This is a genomic window from Streptosporangium vulgare, from assembly GCF_042428775.1.
Classification (GTDB): Bacteria; Actinomycetota; Actinomycetes; order Streptosporangiales; family Streptosporangiaceae; genus Streptosporangium; species Streptosporangium vulgare.
Genome location: NZ_JBHMBS010000023.1, coordinates 87,924 through 103,693, shown reverse-complemented (window position 1 = coordinate 103,693; position 15,770 = coordinate 87,924). Strand labels below are relative to the sequence as shown.

Below are 15,770 nucleotides of genomic sequence, written 5' to 3'. Positions count from 1 at the left end.
GGGCCATGCTGTCACGTCAGCCGCGCGAGGCAAGATCCCGCAGGGCGTCGATCAGCCGGTCGACGTGCTCGGAGGTCGTACCGATGCCGATGGAGGCGCGGACGGCTGAGGCGGTGACGTCGTCGCAGCCGCCGTCCTTGGCGCCCAGCAGGTGCCGTACGAAGGGGTGGGCGCAGAACTTGCCGTCGCGGACGCCGATGCCGTAGTCGCCGGACAGGGCCTCGGCGACCTCGCGGGCGGTGAAGCCGTCCACCACGAAGGAGACGATGCCGACGCGCGGGTGGTCCGGGCCCCACAGGGACAGCTCGTGCACGCCGGGCACGGAGGCGAGGCCCGCGCGCAGGCGCCCGAGGAGGCGCTCCTCCTCGCGGACCAGCGGGGTCCAGCCGGTGGCGGTGAGGGCGTCGCAGGCCGCGGCGAGCGCGACGGCGCCCAGCACGTTCGGGGTTCCGGCCTCGTGCCGGGCCTCGGGGTCGTCGTGCCACTCGGTGGCGTCGTCGTCCACGGCCCTCACCGCGCCGCCGCCCCGCAGGTACGGCTCGGCCTCGGCGAGCCAGTCGGAACGGCCGATCAGCGCCCCGGTGCCGAACGGCGCGTAGAGCTTGTGGCCGGAGAAGACCACGTAGTCCAGGTCGAGCGCCGTCAGGTTGAGGCGGCGGTGCGGGACGAGCTGCGCGGCGTCGACGAGGACGCGGGCCCCGTGGCGGTGGGCGATGTGGGCCAGCGCGGCGATCGGCCAGAGCTCCCCGGTGACGTTGGAGGCGGCGGTCACGACCAGCAGCTTGGGGCCGTCGATCGAGGCGAGGGCGTCGTCGGCGGCGCGGACGGCCTCGCCGGGGAAGGCGGGGGCCGCGAGCCGCACGACCCGGTCCCAGGGCAGCAGCGAGGCGTGGTGCTCGGTCTCGAAGACCACGGCGGTGGTGCCCTCGGGCAGGCTGCGGGCGAGCAGGTTGGTCGCGTCCGTGGTGTTGCGGGTGAAGATCACCGAGTCGTCGGGACGGGCGCCGACGAAGGCGCGGACCGTGTGCCTGGCCTGCTCGTAGCGGGCCGTGGTCAGCTGGGACGCGTATCCGGCGCCGCGGTGGACGCTGGAGTAGGCCGGGAGCGCGGCGGCGACGGCGGCGCTCACCGGCTCCAGACAGGGGGCGCTCGCGGCGTAGTCGAGGTTGGCGTAGCGGACGAGCCTGCCGCCCCTGACCGGGACCTCCAGGTCCGAGCCGAGCACGGCCGGGATCGGGCGGCCACCGGACGCGCGGGTCTCGGGAACGCTCACCACGGCGGGGGCGGGGCTCTCGGGGGCGGTGAAGATCGTCAGGGTGGACATGCCAGGGCTCCTTGGAGGTCATCGGACCCCAACCCATGACACAGGTGCCTGGAGCCCGCGCTTGCCCGGCACACCTCGTGCCGGACCAGGTCCTCACCCGGGGCACCCCGCCGCGGACGCGAGGGTTGCCGGCCAGCGAGCCGGGGCTTGTCACTGGCACTCATGACCTACGGGGGAACTATAACCGACACCCCGCGGTGCCCCGCAAGTCCGAAACGTGATCAACCCGATATCGGAGCCGGAGCGAGCGCCTCGGAGGCGCCCGGCGAATTTTGACAGCGAAGCGTGATGGCGCGGAAGGAACTCCGGGCGCCTCCCGGTCGTCCTGGCAGTCAGCCGAAGAAGCGTTCGGGCAGTTGGCCGACGGTGTGTTCATGCGCCGACCGACGAAGGAGTAAGCAATGGACTGGGTGACCAATCCGGAGATATGGATAGGGTTCTTCACCCTTGTCGCCCTGGAGATCGTCCTGGGAATCGACAACATCATCTTCATCTCGATCCTGGTGGGCAAGCTTCCGCCCGAGCAGCGCGACAAGGCCCGCAAGCTCGGCATCGCCGTCGCCCTGCTCAGCCGCCTCCTGCTGCTGCTGGCGCTGTCGTGGGTGGTGAGGCTCACGGAACCGATGTTCGAGGTCTTCGGGCAGGGGATATCGGGGCGCGACCTGATCCTGATACTCGGCGGCCTGTTCCTGCTGGGCAAGAGCGTCCACGAGATGCACGGCAGCCTGGAGGGCGACTCCGGCCACTCCGAGGGCAGGGTGGCCTCGTCCTTCACCTCGGTGATCATCCAGATCATGATCCTCGACGTCGTCTTCTCGCTCGACTCGGTGATCACCGCGGTCGGCATGGTCGACGAGCTGGGCGTCATGATCGCGGCCGTCATCGTCTCGGTCATCGTGATGCTGATCGCCTCCGGGCCGATCAGCCGCTTCGTGGAGCGGCACCCGAGCATCAAGATGCTCGCCCTGTCCTTCCTGGTGCTGATCGGCGTCGTGCTCATCGCCGAGGGGTTCGAGCAGCACATCTCCAAGGGCTACATCTACTTCGCGATGGCGTTCTCGCTGCTGGTGGAGCTGCTGAACATCCGGATGCGCGGCAAGGCGAGCAGGCGGAAGCCGGTCGAGCTGCGTTCCCGCTACGAGAGTGAGGACGAGGGCGAGGGCGAGACCGGCCCGGAGCCCCGGAGAACCCCGGGGACCCCGGGGGTCCAGGTGGGCCAGGCGGCTCCGGCGGGCCGGGCGGACGAGCCGGCCGAGGGGGGGAGGCCGGACGAGCGGGCCGGATCCTGAACCGGGGATCGCCGGGACCGGGGATTACGATGCCTACGTGCGCTTTGATCCCTGGAATCCGGAATTCGTCGCCCACCCCTACGACGTCTACGACGAGCTGAGGCGGGAGCGGCCGGTCAGCTTCTTCGAGCCGACCGGCCAGTGGCTGGTGGCCAGGCACGCCGACGTCAACGCGCTGCTGCGGGACCGCAGGCTCGGCCGCTCCTACCTGCACGTGGCCTCGCACCAGGAGTTCGGCAGGCCGGACGACCCCGACTTCCAGGATCCGTTCTGGCGGGTGATCAGGGCCGGGATGCTCGACGTCGAGCCGCCGGTGCACACCAGGCTCCGGCGGCTGGTGTCGAAGGCGTTCACCCCCCGCATGGTCGAGGCGCTCCGCCCCAAGGTCGCCCGGATGGCCGGGGAGCTGGTGGACGCCTTCGTCGAGCGCGGCGGCGGAGACCTGATCGCCGAGGTCGCCGAGCCGCTCCCGGTCACCGTGATCGCCGAGATGCTCGGCGTCCCCGAGGGCGACCGGCACCTGCTGCGGCCCTGGTCGGCCGACATCTGCGGCATGTACGAGCTCCAGCCGTCGGTCGAGGCCCAGCACACGGCCGTACGGGCGGCCGAGGAGTTCTCCGCCTACCTCGTCGAGCTGGCCCGCGCCCGCAGGGCCGATCCCGGCGACGACCTGATCAGCGCGCTCGCCCTGGTGGCCGACGAGGGGGACAGGCTCACCGAGGAGGAGCTGGTCGGCACCTGCGTGCTGCTGCTCAACGCCGGGCACGAGGCCACCGTCAACGTCACGGGCAACGGCTGGTGGTCGCTGTTCCGCAACCCGGCCGAGCTGGATCGGCTCCGCGCCGACCACTCCCTGCTGCCCACCGCGGTCGAGGAGCTGATGCGCTGGGACACCCCGCTGCAGATGTTTGAGCGCTGGGTGCTGGAGGACGTCTCGGTGGGCGGGATCGACATCCCGCGCGGCACCGAGGTGGCGCTGCTGTTCGGCTCGGCCAACCGCGACCCCGAGGTCTTCGCCGACCCCGCCCGCCTGGACGTGGGCCGGGCCGACAACCCGCACATCTCCTTCGGTGCCGGGATCCACTTCTGCCTGGGGGCCCCGCTGGCGAGGGTCGAGCTGATCGAGTCCTTCGGTGCCCTGCTGCGCAGGGCGCCGAAGATGGAACTCGCCGCCGAGCCCAGCTGGGGACCGGGCTACGTCATCCGCGGTCTGCAGGCACTCCAGGTGCGGGTCTGAGAGCCGGCCCGGCGCGGGTGGGAGTCCGAGAACCGGCCCCTCCAGGTGGGTTCTGAGAGCCGGTCCGGCGCGGGTGACATGGGTGCCGTCACACAGGCCGGGCGGTGCCCCGTCCGGCCGTGCGTGACGGCGTCCATGGCCGGGCGGCGCCACGCCCATCCCGTGGACGCGGAGCCACGCCCGCCCCGCGGACCCCGCCGGAACGGCATCGGCCCGGCGGGTCAGGGACGGCTCTGCGACAGCCAGCCGAACCCGCCGAGGCCGCCCGGGGCGATGAGCTCCGCCTCCTCCGAGGCCCTCGCGAGGGCCTGCAGGTAGCCGCGAGGGTCACTTGCGGCCTGCTCGATCGCCGGGCGGCCCCCGGTGACCCCGAGGGCGAGCAACGCCTCCCGCTGCGTGGTCAGCGCCGTCGTGACGGCCCCGGCGCTCTCACCGGCGGCCGCGCAGGCGTCGAGCGCCACGTGGGCGGTGATGTCGCACGAGCCGTCGGGCACGGGCGCGACCATCGACCCGTCGCGGTAGCCGGCCAGCGTGCCGTACGGCGGCCGGTCGTCCAGGGCGTGGGAGTAGTCGATCGCGACCGCCCGGCCGCGCGCCAGCCGTACGATCACCGACGCCCAGGCCCTGTCGCGCGGCCTGCCGATCTCGGCCCGCTCCCCGACGGCCCGCATCGGCCACCATCGGTCCAGCCAGGCGAGGTCCGCCTCGGAGGGCCTGCCGCCGAGACGCTCCTCACCGTCGGTGACGTTGACCATGACCAGCCGGGGCCCGTCGGCCGTCTGCTCGGCGATGTCGACCGGGACGTTGTCGAGCCACTCGTTGGCGATCACCAGCCCGTGGATCCCGTCAGGCGCGGCCCTCGCCCAGACGATCTCCCCGGGCAGCGCCGCCGGCCGGGGCGCCAGGTCGACCGCGGTCACCCGCAGCCTCGACCGGAGCGCGGGCGGCGCCGCGGCGAGCACGCCGGCCGCCAGCTCGCCCCCACCGGCGCCGATGTCGACCAGGTCGAGCGGGTCGGGGCCGCCGAGCGCCTCGTCGATCGCGGCCAGCTCGCGCAGCACGGCCTCGGCGAAGACGGGGGAGGCGCCGACCGATGTCCGGAAATGGCTGGAGGGGCGCTCCCGGAGATAGAAACCGCTTTCGCCGTAGAGCGCATGCTCCATCGCGGCACGCCAGGTGAGCCACACGCTCTCAGACGCTACCCGCCGCGGCGGGGGAACGAGATCGACTCGCGCTGACGCTTCGAGTGAATGCATGACTACATTCTGTCACCGGTTTGCCTGATCGTTGTCGACGCCGCCTCGGCGCGTCGCCGCCCGGATCGCCTCGTGAGCCGGGCCTGCGGGCTCTCCGGCGGGGCCTGTACGCTCCCGGTTCTCCCGGGCCGGGCCTGCGGGGGTCCGCTACCGACCGCTACCGACCGCTGCCGAACACGCGTCTTGCCGTGGGTGCGGCGGCATGGCCCGTTACGCTGGTCAATCGGGCACGGAGCCCCACATGGTCGAAGGACGGGACGTCATGGACGCAGTCGATCGCCCGGCACGGCTGGCCGTCGGAGTGGTTGGAGCGGGCAGGGTCGGTTCGGCGCTCGGCGCCGCGCTCGTCAGGGCGGGGCACCGGGTGGTCGCGGCGAGCGGTGTCTCCGACGCCTCCAGGGAGCGGGCGGTCGAGCGGCTCGGGCTCGTCCCCACCCGGCCGCAGGACGTGGTGGCCGGCGCCGACCTCGTCCTGCTGACGGTCCCCGACGACGTGCTGCCCGGCCTGGTCTCCGGCCTGGTCGAGACCGGTGCCGACCTGCGCGGCAAGCTGGTGGCCCACACCAGCGGCGCGTACGGCCTGGCCGTGCTGAACCCGGCGATCAAGGCCGGGGCGCTGCCGCTGGCGCTGCATCCCGTGATGACCTTCACCGGCCGCGACGACGACCTGCGCCGCCTCACCGGGATCTCGTACGGGGTGACCGCTCCCGACCAGCTCCGCCCGGTGGCCGAGGCCCTCGTCATCGAGATGGAGGGCGAGCCGGTCTGGATCGCCGACGAGGACCGGCCGCTCTACCACGCGGCCCTGGCGCAGGCGGCCAACCACATGGTGACGCTCATCGCCGAGTCCTCGGAGCTGCTGGAGAAGATCGGGGTGGAGCAGCCGGGACGGATGCTCGGCCCGCTGCTCGGCGCGGCCCTGGAGAACGTGCTGAGGCTAGGCATCGCCGGGCTGACCGGCCCGGTGGTACGCGGCGACGCCGGGACCGTCCGCAGGCACGTGGACGCGCTGATCCTCGCCGCCCCCGAGGCCGCGGACGCCTACGTGGCGCTCGCCAGGCTCACCGCCGACCGGGCACTCGCGGCCGGGCTGCTCAAGCCGGAGGCCGCCGAACGCCTCCTGGACGCCCTGGGCGGCAACATCTGGACCTGAGGGACCTTCTGAGGGCCCGTACAGGCTCCGGGGGCGCGACGTATGGCGCTGGGGCCCACGCGCCGACCCGGTGCCCGCCCCGGCGACCCGATCGGGTTAGCTGATCCGGTGAGCCGAATCCGCCCGGCGAAGGGAACCGGCGGATTCCGATGACCGTCATTCCTCTCCGGCCCGGGAGCCGGAGCACCCCCGGGAGGTTCCAGTGATCGTGGCGGACGACCGCGCAGGGCTGCTCAAGGCCCGCGAGGCACTGGGGATCGGCGCGGGCGCCTCCCCCGGGAGAGGCGCTCTGGCGCTCGTGCCGACCATGGGCGCGCTGCACGAGGGGCACCGCTCGCTCATCCGGCTGGCCCGTGAGCGAGCCGCTCACGTGGCGGTGAGCATCTTCGTGAACCCGCTCCAGTTCGGGCCCACCGAGGACTTCTCCCGCTATCCCCGTACGTTCGACGCCGACCTCGAAGTCTGCGAGGCCGAGGGGGTGAGTGTGGTGTTCGCCCCCTCGGCCGAGGACATGTACCTGCCGGACAGGCAGGTCGGCGTCTCCGCGGGCGGGATGGGCTCGGTCGTCGAGGGGGAGTTCAGGCCCGGTCACCTCGACGGCGTGCTGACCGTGGTGCTGAAGCTGTTCAACCTGGTCCAGCCGGACGTGGCGGTGTTCGGGCAGAAGGACGCCCAGCAGCTCGCGGTGATCCGCAGGATGGTCGCCGACCTGAACCTGCCGGTCTCGATCGTCGGCGGGCCCACGGTCCGCGAGCCGGACGGCCTGGCGCTGTCCAGCCGCAACCGCTACCTGTCATCGGAGGACCGGGTGACGGCCCTGGCCCTGTCCCGCGCCCTGACGGCGGGGGCCGGGCGGCACGCGCCCGCGGAGATCCGCCGGGCCGCGCTCGCCGTCCTGGAGGCCGAGCCGTCGCTGGCGCTCGACTACCTGGTCCTGGTGGACCCCGCGACCTTCACGGAGGTCGGCGACGACCACACGGGTGAGGCGATCCTCGCGGTGGCCGCCAGGGTGGGATCCACCAGGCTGATCGACAACGTCACGCTCGGCGTCGGCTGACCCCGGACGCTCGCCGGTCCCACCCGGCGAGCGGTGAGCCATGAGCCATGAGTCGTGAGCCATGAGTCGTGAGCCGTGAGCGGTGGCCGACGACCGATCGACCGGTTGACCGACCGCCGGTTGACCGCTGGTCGACGAGCGGGCGGCGGTGACCGGCGAGTGGCCGGAGGAGACCGATGAGTGATCGCCGGTGACCTGCGACGGGTGACCGGTGAGCGACACGTGGCGACCGGTGCGCGGTCCGTGGTGGGCGGCGCGGGGCCCGTGGTGGGCGATGCGCGGTCTGTGGTGAGTGGCGGCCGGGGAGTCGCTGGGGGCGTCCCCGAACTGCGGTGATTTCAAGGTTCGGGCGAAATGTCCTACCCCGGGGAACAGCCGCTTCGAGGGCCGCGTTATCGTCACACTGACGAAATGAACAGCCTCTAATGAACCCCGCGAGGAGGCGGCTATGAGCATCCCGGCCATTCCCCAGAGGTTGACCGCTCCCGCTCCGGGCTGGACGGTACGGGCGGACGTGGTCGTGGTGGGCTCCGGCGTCGCCGGCCTCACCCTGGCGCTGCGGTACGTCGCCCTCGACCCCGGGGCGAAGGTCCTGGTCGTCACCAAGGACGTCCTGTCGTCCGGCTCGACCCGCTGGGCCCAGGGCGGCATCGCCGCCGTGCTCGACCCGCGGGACACCCCCGAGGAACACCTGTCGGACACCCTCGTCGCCGGAGTGGGACTCTGCGACGAGGAGGCCGTCCGGATCCTGGTGACCGAGGGGCCCGACGCGCTGCGCGGCCTGATCGCGGTGGGCGCCCGGTTCGACACCGACGACTCGGGGGCGCTCCAGCTCACCAGGGAGGGCGGCCACCGGCGCGACCGCATCGTGCACGCGGGCGGCGACGCCACCGGTGCCGAGGTGCAGCGGGCGCTCGTCCAGGCCGTCGCGGAGGCGGGGATCGAGGTGATCGAGCACGCGCTCGTCCTCGACCTCCTCAAGGACGCCGAGGGCCATACCGCGGGGGTGACCCTGCACGTCATGGGCGAGGGCGACCGCGACGGGGTGGGCGCGGTCACGGCGGGGGCCGTGGTGCTGGCCACCGGCGGCATGGGACAGGTCTACGCCGCCACCACCAACCCCGTCGTCTCCACCGGCGACGGGGTGGCGCTCGCGCTGCGCGCGGGCGCCGTCGTCAGGGACCTGGAGTTCGTCCAGTTCCACCCGACCGTCCTCTGGCTCGGCGAGCACTCCACCGGCCAGCAGCCGCTCGTCTCCGAGGCGGTCAGGGGCGAGGGCGCCGTGCTGGTCGACGCGGACGGCACCCGGTTCATGAAGGACGTGCACGAGCTCGCCGACCTCGCCCCCCGCGACGTCGTAGCCAAGGCGATCATGCGGCGGATGCGCGCCACCGGCGCCGACCACGTCTATCTCGACGCCCGCCACTTCGGCGAGGAGAAGTGGCGCACCCGCTTCCCGACGATCCACGCGGTCTGCCTGGAGCACGGCATCGACCCGGTCACCCAGCTCGTCCCCGTCGCGCCCGCCGCCCACTACGCCAGCGGCGGCGTCCGCGCCGACCTGCGCGGCCGTACCAGCGTGCCCGGCCTGTACGCGTGCGGCGAGGTCGCGTGCACCGGCGTGCACGGCGCCAACCGGCTCGCCTCCAACTCCCTGCTCGAAGGACTGGTCTTCGCCGGGCGGATCGCCGCCGACATCCACGCGGTACGGGCCGTACACGCCGGGAACGCGACGCCGGTGGCGGGCGAGCCGGTTCCCGACGACCGGCCCACCGGCCTGATCGACCCCAGGGCCCGGAGCAGGATCCAGGCGCACATGAGCCGGGGGGCGAGCGTGCTGCGCGGCCAGGAGTCCCTGGGAGAGGTCGCCAGGGCCCTGCTGAACCTCAGGTGGACCCCGGTGACGGTCGAGCCGTGCACCGAGTCCTGGGAGACCACGAATCTCCTGACGGTCGCCTCCGCGCTCGTGGCGGCCGCCCGCGAACGCCGGGAGACCCGGGGCTCGCACTGGCGGGAGGACTTTCCCGAGCGCGACGACGCCTGGTGGCTGGGCCACCTCGACACCACCCTGACAACGGAGGGACCCGCCATGACATACGTACCGCACGGGCGCCGCGTGACCGCCCTGCCGCCCCAGGTGGAGAACGACCTGGTCGAGGCGGGCCTGGACCCGGCGGTGGTGACCGCGATCCTGGAGGCCGCCGAGGCCGAGGACCTGCGGGAGGAGGGCGACGTCACCAGCGCCGCCACCATCCCCGCGGACCAGACCGCCACCGCCGACGTGGTGGCCCGCGAGGACGGCGTGGTCGCGGGGCTCGCCGTGGCCGAGGGCGCGTTCTCCCACCTCAGCCAGGGCCGCCTGGTGACCGAGCGCAGGGTCAAGGACGGTGAGCGCGTCGCCGGGGGCGACGTGCTGATGACCGTCACCGGCCTCACCCGGGACCTGCTGACCGCCGAGCGCACCGCGCTCAACCTGCTCACCCACCTGTCCGGCATCGCGACCCTGACCGACCGCTGGGTCTCGGCCGTCGAGGGGACCGGCGCCCGGATCAGGGACAGCCGCAAGACGCTGCCCGGACTGCGGGCCCTGGAGAAGTACGCCGTCCGGTGCGGCGGCGGAACCAATCACCGGATGTCGCTTTCGGACGCCGCGCTGATCAAGGACAATCACGTGGTGGCCTCGGGCGGGGTCGCCGAGGCGTTCCGTGCGGTCCGCGACGCCTACCCCGGCCTGCCGATCGAGGTCGAGGTCGATCGGATCGACCAGATCGAACCGGTGCTGGCCGAGGGAGCGGAGGAGATCCTGTTGGACAATTTCACCGTCGAGGAGCTGGCACGGGCCGTACGGCTGGTGGCCGGCCGCGCACGGCTGGAGTCCAGCGGGGGACTGACCCTCCAGGTCGCTCGTGACGTGGCCGAAACAGGTGTTGACTACCTTGCCGTGGGCGCGCTCACGCACTCGGCGCCGGCGCTGGACATCGCCTTGGACCTTCGGGGGAATTGATGCTGCTTGCCATCGACGTCGGCAACACTCACACCGTTCTCGGGCTCTTCGAGGGCGAGGACGTCATCGAGCACTGGCGGATAGCCACGGACGCCCGGCGCACGGCGGACGAGATCGCCGTCGTGCTCCAGGGGCTGCTCGGGCAGTCGCCGCTGCTCAAGGGCGCCGACGTCAACGGCATCGCGATCTGCTCCACCGTCCCCTCGGTGCTCAACGAGATGCGCGAGATGTGCCGCCGCTACTACGGCGACGTGAACGCGGTGATCGTCGAACCCGGCGTCCGCACCGGGGTCCCGGTCCGGATGGACAACCCGAAGGAGGTCGGCAGCGACCGCATCGTCAACGCGCTGGCGGCCATCCAGTTGTACGGCGGGCCGTGCGTCATCGTCGACTTCGGGACCGCGACCTCCTTCGACGCCGTCTCCGCCAAGGGGGAGTACGTCGGCGCGGTGACCGCCCCCGGCATCGAGATCTCGGTGGACGCGCTCGCCGCGGCCGGGGCGCAGCTGCACAAGGTGGAGCTGATCCGCCCCCGCTCGGTGATCGCCAAGAACACCGTCGAGGCGCTCCAGGCCGGCATCATCTACGGCTTCGCCGGTCAGGTGGACGGGATCGTCGAGCGGATGGCGGCCGAGCTCGCCGCCGACCCCGACGACGTCACCGTGGTCGCCACCGGCAGCGCGGCGCCGCTCGTGGTGAGCGAGGCGCGCTCGATCGACATGCACGAGCCCTGGCTCACGCTGATCGGCCTGCGGCTGATCTACCACCGCAACGCCCCCTGAGGGCGGCGACCGCGGCGCGGAGGAGGAGTCCTCCCCGCGCCGCACGACGTGCCGCACGGCGCCGAGGCACATCGCACGGCGCCGGGGCGCACCGTGCGGGACCGGCTCCCGTGCCGCCCGACCGGTTCCTCGTGTCGCGGACCGGCTCTCTCCGCCGCCCGATCGGTTCCTCGTGTCCGCTGATCGGTTCCTCGTGTCCGCATGACCGGTTCCCGCGCCGCCCGACCGGTTCTCGTGCGGCGCGACCGGCTCTGGTGCCGTACGACCGGCGAACTCACGAGGTTCGCCGCATCGGTACCCTTTGGAACTGTGACCGATGACGTGACGAATCCCGCCGAAGATCTGCCCGAGCAGATGCGCGTGCGCCGGGAGAAGCTCGACCGCCTCCGTTCCGAGGACGTCGACCCCTACCCGGTGAACTTCCCGCGCACCGCGACCAACGCCGAGATCCGCCAGAAATACGCTGATCTCTCCGCTGACACCGCGACGGGCGACAAAGTGGGCGTCACCGGCCGCGTGATGCTGTCCAGGACCGGCGGCAAGCTCTGCTTCGCCACCCTCCGCGACGGCTCCGGCGACCTCCAGGTCATGATCTCCCTGGACAGGGTGGGCGAGGAGTCCCTGGCCGCGTGGAAGCGCGACGTCGACCTCGGCGACCACGTGGGCATCGAGGGCGAGGTCATCACCTCCCGCAGGGGCGAGCTGTCCATCCTCGCCGACCGTTGGGCGATCACCTCGAAGTGCCTGCGCCCGCTGCCGGAGAAGCACGCCGGGCTCACCGACCCCGAGGCGCGGGTCCGCCAGCGCTACGTCGACCTCATCGTCAACGACGAGGCCAGGAAGATGGCCCTCACCCGCAGTGCGGTGGTCAGGGCCGTCCGCGACTTCTGGCACGACGAGGGCTACCTGGAGGTCGAGACGCCGATGCTCCAGCCGATCCACGGCGGAGCCACGGCCAGGCCCTTCAAGACCCACATCAACGCGTACGACATGGAGCTCTACCTCCGCATCGCGATCGAGCTCTACCTCAAGCGGCTGGTGGTCGGCGGCCTGGAGAAGGTCTTCGAGATCAACCGCAACTTCCGCAACGAGGGCGCCGACTCCACCCACAACCCCGAGTTCACGATGCTGGAGGCGTACGGCACGTATCTCGACTACAACGACATCGCCGACCTGACCCAGCGGATGATCCAGAAGGCCGTGGTGGCCGCCCTCGGTCACTCCGTGGTCGTCCACGAGGACCAGGAGATCGACCTCGGCCTGGCGAAGTGGCCGCGGATCACCCTGTACGGGTCGGTCTCCGAGGCCCTGGGCGAGGAGGTCACCACCGAGACGCCCCTGGAGCGCGTCCGCAAGCTCGCGGACGCGCGGGAGATCCACTGGGACGCCAAGTGGGGTCAGGGCAAGCTGGTCCAGGAGATCTTCGAGGCCCTCGTCGAGCACACGCTCGTCCAGCCCACGTTCGTCATGGACTACCCGCTGGAGACCTCCCCGCTGGCCCGCATCCACCGGGACAACCCGCTCCTCACCGAGAAGTGGGACCTGATCGGCTTCGGCACCGAGCTGGGCACCGGCTACTCGGAGCTGAACGACCCGATCGAGCAGCGCCGCCGTCTCACCGAGCAGTCCATGCTCGCCGCGGGCGGCGACGTCGAGGCCATGCAGCTTGACGAGGACTTCCTCACGGCCCTGGAATATGCGATGCCGCCCACCGGTGGCATGGGGCTCGGCATCGACCGCCTCATCATGGCCTTCACCGGCAAGAACATCCGCGAGACCATCCTGTTCCCGCTGGTCAAGCCGACCGCCTGAGTCCGGCGGGCGGTGCGGAAGGACGTTCTACCGGTGCGGTGGCGCCGGGCCTGACACTGTCAGGCCCGGCGCCACCGCCATGAGAGGCTGCGTCGCCCCGGTCGCCCCGGTCGCCCCGGTCGCCCCGGTCGGCCCGGTCGGCCCGGGTCGCTCCGGTCATCCTGTCGCCTCCTGGCGACGGCGCGCCCCTGGACGGAGACGGCGGGCTCCCGGGCAGGGGCGTGCCGGGAACGGGGCCGGATGGCCACCTCGGTCACCGCTCGGGAACGGGTCCCGGCCCGCTCGGAATCGGGCTGTGGCCCGGCCGGTCCCGCGCGGGTCCGGCCGGGACCAGCGGGTCCGGGGAGCGCCCGAGAGCCCGGCGGGGACGCCCAGGAGCCTGATCTGCCGCGCGGGGCGGCGCCGTCACCGTCCCCTCTGCCCTCTCTTCTCCCCCTGCCGATTCCCCCTGCCGATCGGCGTTCTCCTCGTCGGCCGGCCCGGCCCGCGGCCGTCACGACGCGATCTCGCGCCGTTGGGCGTGAACCGGGAGTGTGAGCCGCGCGCGGCCTGGTCGCGGTGAAAGGCGATTCCCCGATCGTCTCCGGTCCGTCCCTCACGGGAAACGCCTCAAGGCCGTTCCCGCCGTCTCCCGGCCGTCCTTCGCGGCAAACGCCCCGAGGCGGCGGGGCGGGGCCCCGTGGGACCCCGCGCATCGGGTGGGTCCTCGTGGGAGCGCCCCGAGGCGCCGGGGCTGACCCGGCGGGCCGGAAATGTCCGTCGGGCTCATGGTTCCGCGCAATACCGGACGCATTTCCGTATGGGGCAGAAGTCCCTTTCCTGTATGTCCAATATCGCCCGGACATCCCGCCCCCGCCGCACGGTACTTCGCGAATGCCGCAAAGCTGTACGCTTGTCCCTCATATTTCCGCGTTTTTCACGGTGCGCCGTCAAGGTAGCGGGGGCGTGGTCGCCGGAGGGCGTCGGGAAGAGATCAATTTTTTCCGAGAAATGCGGGCGGTCCGGATCCCGAGAGGGTGGCTTCGAGGTGACCGGCGGAGCGGTGGTTCCGGCGAAACCTTGTTCTGCCAGGACCTCGGTCACCGCAGCCAGGGGGTGCTTGCCGGCTCGTGCCTGCGCTCGATCATGACATAGCCGCAAAGGCACTGACATATCATGAGTACTTCACGTAGCGCCTGCTATGTCAATACTGGACGCACGCTATGAAGAGTGGAACTTGACGACCTTTGAACAAGGCGTTTACCGTTCCTGGCGGACGGTATTCATTTCCGGCGTCTCGCACCCGGTTTCCAGAGTGGGGGGAGTGACTCTTGATGGCATATCCAGAAGTGGATTCACGCCATGGCGACAGCCCCCTGGGCATGAGCGATATCGGTCTCAGCGACGACGACCTCGTGCTGCTGGCTGAGCTCGCCAAGGGTGTCACGGTCGATCGGGTGGGGCGTCGCCTCGACATCAGCGGCCGGACGGTCAGACGCAGGCTCAGAGGCATCTGCGACCGCATCGGCGTCGCCACGGCGATCGAGGCCGTGGCCTGGGCAGCCCGTCGCCGCCTGATCTGACACACCGCCGCGTGTCCGGCAGGTCGGGCCGGACACGCGTGCGGGCCGGACATGTGTGCGGCCCGGACACGGGTGGACGCCGATCCGATCCGGCGGACGCCCCGGCTCTGCCGTGCGCGTCCCCGATGCGACCGTGCGCGTCCCCGGTTCCGCCGTACGCGGATCCGATCGGCGATGCCGGTTCAGATGCCGTTCAGATGCCGTTTCGGACGCCGGGTTCAGGCGGCGGTTCGGGCGCCGGTTCAGGCGGCGATGCGGACGCCTCCGACGAAGGGCCGGTTGTCGATCGTGGTGATGTGGACGACGTCACCCGTCTGGGGAGCGTGGACCATCAGGCCCGCACCGATGTAGATCCCGACGTGGTGCAGGTCGCTGTAGAAGAAGACCAGGTCGCCGGGGCGCAGCTCGTTCCTGGAGACGTGGGTGCCCGCGGTCCACTGGTCGCCGGTGTAGTGCGGCAGGCTGATGCCGACCTTCTGGTAGGCCCACATGACCAGGCCGGAGCAGTCGAAGGAGTTGGGGCCCTCGGCGCCCCAGACGTACGGCTTCAGCTGCTGGGTGAGCGCCCAGCGGGTGGCCTCCGCGGCCTTGCCGCTGCCCACGATGGGCACGTTCGTCTTCACCCGGGCGCCCCTGTTGCTGACGGCCCTGGTGCGCACCTCGCTGAACAGGTCGCTCTCGACCCGGTCGACCAGCCGCTCGATCTTGGTCCGGTTGCCGTCGATCTCCGCCAGGATCTTCTTGACCTCCGCGGTCCTGGCCTTGGCGCTGGCCTGGGCCCGCTCGGCGGCCTCGATCGCCCGGCTCACCTGGGCGACCTCCTCGCTCTGCTGCTGCTGGAGCGCGTAGTTGGTGGTCGCCTGGTCGAGGAAGGTGTCGGGATCGGTGGCCTGCGTGAAGGCGAGCCCGGAGTTCAGGCCGCCCGACATGTAGGTGCTCTGGGCCAGGAGGGTGGCCTTGGTGCGACGGGACGCCAGCTCGGACTCGCTCGACGCGAGAGTCTTCTTGGCGCTCTCCGCGGCCCGCTGGGCCTGCTTGAGCTTGACCCGCTCGCCGTTGTAGCGCTCCGCGAGGACGCCGATCTCCTGCTGCAGCTTCTCCGCCTGTTTGGCCAGCTGCTGGAGGCTGGGCTCGGGGTCCGCGGTGGCCGCCACCAGCGGGGTGCCGAGGGTCAGGGTGGCGAATGCCAGGCCGACGACCGCCATGCGACGGCGCAGCCCTCGTGGCGCGCGTTCGCGGCCGCGGGCGTCGTGACCCGCGTGCTCTCCTCCGTGGTCGCGCGTGCGCTTCACCA

Annotated in this window: 11 protein-coding genes and 1 riboswitch; of the genes, 8 read left to right on the top strand and 3 right to left on the bottom strand. The window is 71.8% G+C overall.

From position 1 onward, the window contains the following. Nucleotides 1–16 precede the first annotated feature (16 nt). Nucleotides 17–1,324, bottom strand: a complete 1,308-nt coding sequence (locus ACFFRH_RS33945) for an aminotransferase class V-fold PLP-dependent enzyme (protein ID WP_344743996.1) — start codon at nucleotides 1,322–1,324, stop codon at nucleotides 17–19. 52 nt (nucleotides 1,325–1,376) lie between these two features. Then, nucleotides 1,377–1,492, bottom strand: a riboswitch (SAM riboswitch). Nucleotides 1,493–1,725: 233 nt separating this feature from the next. On the opposite strand from ACFFRH_RS33945, the gene ACFFRH_RS33940 reads away from it, so the two are divergent. After that, the gene (locus tag ACFFRH_RS33940) at nucleotides 1,726–2,613 is read left to right on the top strand and encodes a TerC family protein (protein WP_344743997.1); all 888 of its coding nucleotides are present in this window, start codon (nucleotides 1,726–1,728) and stop codon (nucleotides 2,611–2,613) included. 37 nt (nucleotides 2,614–2,650) lie between these two features. Continuing rightward, nucleotides 2,651–3,850, top strand: a complete 1,200-nt coding sequence (locus tag ACFFRH_RS33935; protein WP_344743999.1) for a cytochrome P450 — start codon at nucleotides 2,651–2,653, stop codon at nucleotides 3,848–3,850. 221 nt (nucleotides 3,851–4,071) lie between these two features. On the opposite strand, the gene ACFFRH_RS33930 is transcribed toward ACFFRH_RS33935, so the two are convergent. Continuing rightward, nucleotides 4,072–5,037: an SAM-dependent methyltransferase gene (locus ACFFRH_RS33930; protein WP_386161484.1), complete on the bottom strand. Its 966-nt coding sequence runs from the start codon at nucleotides 5,035–5,037 to the stop codon at nucleotides 4,072–4,074. 331 nt (nucleotides 5,038–5,368) lie between these two features. Between ACFFRH_RS33930 and ACFFRH_RS33925 the strand changes: the two genes are divergently transcribed. From ACFFRH_RS33925 to ACFFRH_RS33900, 6 genes are all read left to right on the top strand, one after another. Next, entirely contained in the window at nucleotides 5,369–6,259 is an 891-nt protein-coding gene (locus ACFFRH_RS33925; RefSeq protein WP_344744001.1) for a Rossmann-like and DUF2520 domain-containing protein, read from the top strand. Nucleotides 6,260–6,488: 229 nt separating this feature from the next. After that, nucleotides 6,489–7,316: a pantoate--beta-alanine ligase gene (panC, locus tag ACFFRH_RS33920; protein ID WP_344744063.1), complete on the top strand. Its 828-nt coding sequence runs from the start codon at nucleotides 6,489–6,491 to the stop codon at nucleotides 7,314–7,316. Between the two features lie 448 nt (nucleotides 7,317–7,764). Further along, on the top strand, nucleotides 7,765–10,320 hold the full coding sequence (locus ACFFRH_RS33915) for an L-aspartate oxidase (protein ID WP_386161481.1): 2,556 nt from the start codon (nucleotides 7,765–7,767) through the stop codon (nucleotides 10,318–10,320). Further along, nucleotides 10,320–11,102 (top strand): type III pantothenate kinase, encoded by a 783-nt coding sequence (locus ACFFRH_RS33910; RefSeq protein WP_344744003.1) that lies wholly within the window; start codon nucleotides 10,320–10,322, stop codon nucleotides 11,100–11,102. Before ACFFRH_RS33915 ends, ACFFRH_RS33910 begins: the two co-directional genes overlap by 1 nt. A 309-nt stretch (nucleotides 11,103–11,411) precedes the next feature. After that, entirely contained in the window at nucleotides 11,412–12,914 is a 1,503-nt protein-coding gene (lysX, locus tag ACFFRH_RS33905) for a bifunctional lysylphosphatidylglycerol synthetase/lysine--tRNA ligase LysX (protein ID WP_344744004.1), read from the top strand. A gap of 1,361 nt (nucleotides 12,915–14,275) precedes the next feature. Beyond that, nucleotides 14,276–14,476, top strand: coding sequence for a helix-turn-helix domain-containing protein (locus tag ACFFRH_RS33900; protein WP_030905642.1), 201 nt, complete (start codon nucleotides 14,276–14,278; stop codon nucleotides 14,474–14,476). A 242-nt stretch (nucleotides 14,477–14,718) separates the two neighbouring features. Here the strand turns inward: ACFFRH_RS33900 and ACFFRH_RS33895 are convergent, their stop codons facing one another. Beyond that, nucleotides 14,719–15,768, bottom strand: a complete 1,050-nt coding sequence (locus tag ACFFRH_RS33895) for a C40 family peptidase (protein ID WP_344744006.1) — start codon at nucleotides 15,766–15,768, stop codon at nucleotides 14,719–14,721. Nucleotides 15,769–15,770: the final 2 nt, after the last annotated feature.

Bases quoted from the DNA above. Each gene is read 5' to 3' on its own strand.
- ACFFRH_RS33945 (WP_344743996.1), bottom strand. From the start codon at position 1,324: ATGTCCACCCTGACGATCTTCACCGCCCCCGAGAGCCCCGCCCCCGCC.
- ACFFRH_RS33940 (WP_344743997.1), top strand. From the start codon at position 1,726: ATGGACTGGGTGACCAATCCGGAGATATGGATAGGGTTCTTCACCCTT.
- ACFFRH_RS33925 (WP_344744001.1), top strand. From the start codon at position 5,369: ATGGACGCAGTCGATCGCCCGGCACGGCTGGCCGTCGGAGTGGTTGGA.
- ACFFRH_RS33915 (WP_386161481.1), top strand. From the start codon at position 7,765: ATGAGCATCCCGGCCATTCCCCAGAGGTTGACCGCTCCCGCTCCGGGC.
- ACFFRH_RS33910 (WP_344744003.1), top strand. From the start codon at position 10,320: ATGCTGCTTGCCATCGACGTCGGCAACACTCACACCGTTCTCGGGCTC.
- ACFFRH_RS33900 (WP_030905642.1), top strand. From the start codon at position 14,276: ATGAGCGATATCGGTCTCAGCGACGACGACCTCGTGCTGCTGGCTGAG.